The following is a 2,251-nucleotide window of genomic DNA, read 5'->3' on the forward strand; positions in this document are numbered from 1 at the left end:
CGCCATTCTTTTTAGTTACATTTTTTCTAAACCGGATATTTTTAACATGAGCGATAGCCGATCCATTTGGATGAGTAATGGTGAGATCGGCAGCGAGAGTACTGGAGTCGATGCGGCGTGTGCGAACATGGCTCCAGCAGCGGTCGCCAGGCTGGGTGTAGAGCGTAAACTCTTCGATGCTGGAAGGAAGGTACGTTGCGCCATCCTCTGCTTCGACAGCATTGGCAACTACGGCTCCGGCTACCTGCAGACACGCATCGAGACGCCAGGGAGCGATAACATAACCATCCTCATTCGCAGTCGTAACGATTTCGCCAAGAGCTTCATTGTCGCCGATCCATAACTGTTGCAGCCCGCGGAATACGCCCTCCAGATGGATCTCGCGAGATGCCAGGCTGGAGTACAGTTCAGCGATATTCGGATGCGGATGAAGACGTCTGAGGATCGATTCCAGATCGGTTGCTTCCATCGCCTTAATTGCTTCGATTACCTCGATGCTCGAAGCAGGCTGCCCGCTCTCTGCAGTAACTTCACTATCGCGCAGCCAGCCTTCGGAGACCTGCTGCCAGGCCGCAGCGCCCTGTTGTTCGGCATACACGCGTACGCGGCTGCGACCGTTGGACACTGCCTCAACAACCGTCTGCACCGATCGCGAGCCTTCTTTCTCGATCACCAGCGGCGCATGGAACGCTATATCTTCTACAACGATCCTGCCATGCTCACTCGCTCCAAGCAGCTCGCTTGCAGCTTCGAGCATCAGCTCCAGGTGCCCCGTTGCAGGCAGGATCGCATGATCGGCAACGATGTGATCGCCGATCCATGCAGTAGTTCCCTCAAGCGATAACTCCGTATCGTACTGCGCACGCACTCCGGCTGCGCGCAGGCGATAGCCAAGAAGCTTGCCCTGCGTGACCCTGCCGGCATGAACTGCCTTGCGCCTGGATGCTCCGATCCAGTAACGCTCTCGCTGAAAAGCATACGTAGGCAGCGCAACACGATGCAGAGAACCATCGCCGTACCCGCTGCTGTACCATGCCTTCCAGTCAACAACCACGCCGTGTACGAACAGTTCCGCGATGACAAGAGTCAGCTCGTCCTGCTTGAGCCGGATCGAAGGAAGGCTCGTTTGCGCTTGTCCTGCCGCCAGGACAAGCGTTACTCCTGCTGCCTGCAACTGCCGCTCCATATCTACGATCTCTGCGCCCGTTGCAGTAGCAACGAGAGCAACACCCCAGCTAGATAGCTTCTGCTGCCATGCCTGGACGATGGCAGCACTCGGTTCATCTGAGACAACCAGGCCGATACGCACGCGTTCGCCAGCGCGTACGCGATGATGCATCACGCCTTCTGCGTTCGCATCGTGCAGCCATCGGCGTAACTGGTCCGCTGCTTGCGCCTTGTCCGATGCAACCACAGCAAGCCGCTCTGCGAAGACGCCGCGACCGATACCAGCGGTATAACAGATCTCAGCCCAGGAGGCATCACTGCTACCTAGATACTCGACATAGCGTGAGACCAGGGCATGCAGGGCTTGCATGGTTCGCGCACTGATTACGAGTGCTTCCGTGGTGCGATTCACTGCTGCATCTGTTGTGCCTGCGCTCACTTGTTGCGGCCATGACTCCAGCACCACATGCGCGTTGGTGCCGCTGAAGCCGAACGAACTCACCCCGCCGATTCTGCGGCCGGCGATCGGTTCCCATGCCCGTGCCTGAGTTACAACTTCAAGCGGAAGCTCGTTCCAGCGAACATGCTCGCTGGGGCTCCTCCAGTGCAGCTGCGCAGGAATAACCGCATGCTGCAAAGACAGCACAACCTTGATCAGGCCCGCGATGCCCGCAGCGGATTCAAGATGACCGAGGTTCGTCTTCACCGAGCCGATCAGCAGTGGATGCTCACGCTTGCGACCTGCACTGAACACCGCTCCAAGTGCCTCCGCCTCGATTGGATCGCCCAGCGACGTGCCTGTGCCATGCGCCTCGACATAACCAACCTGCCACGGTTCAATGCCTGCGTTCTTATAAGCCCGGCGCAGCAGCTCCTGTTGCGCCGCGCCGTTGGGAACAGTCAAACCACTCGACGCTCCATCCTGGTTCACCGCCGAGCCAAGAATCACACCAAGGATACGATCCCCCGATAACTCGGCATCTCGCAAGCGCTTCAACACCACTACCCCGCAACCTTCGCCACGAACAAAACCATCCGCCCCGCCATCAAACGCTCTACAAACTCCGCGCGCTGACAACATGCC

At 58.2% G+C, this 2,251-nt stretch carries 1 protein-coding gene; it reads right to left on the minus strand.

The features are described from left to right. Nucleotides 1–2,251 (minus strand): polyketide synthase family protein (locus OHL19_RS22940; protein ID WP_263360189.1); only part of this gene is annotated, 2,251 nt, incomplete at both ends.

Source organism: Acidicapsa ligni, from assembly GCF_025685655.1.
GTDB classification, from domain to species: Bacteria; Acidobacteriota; Terriglobia; order Terriglobales; family Acidobacteriaceae; genus Acidicapsa; species Acidicapsa ligni.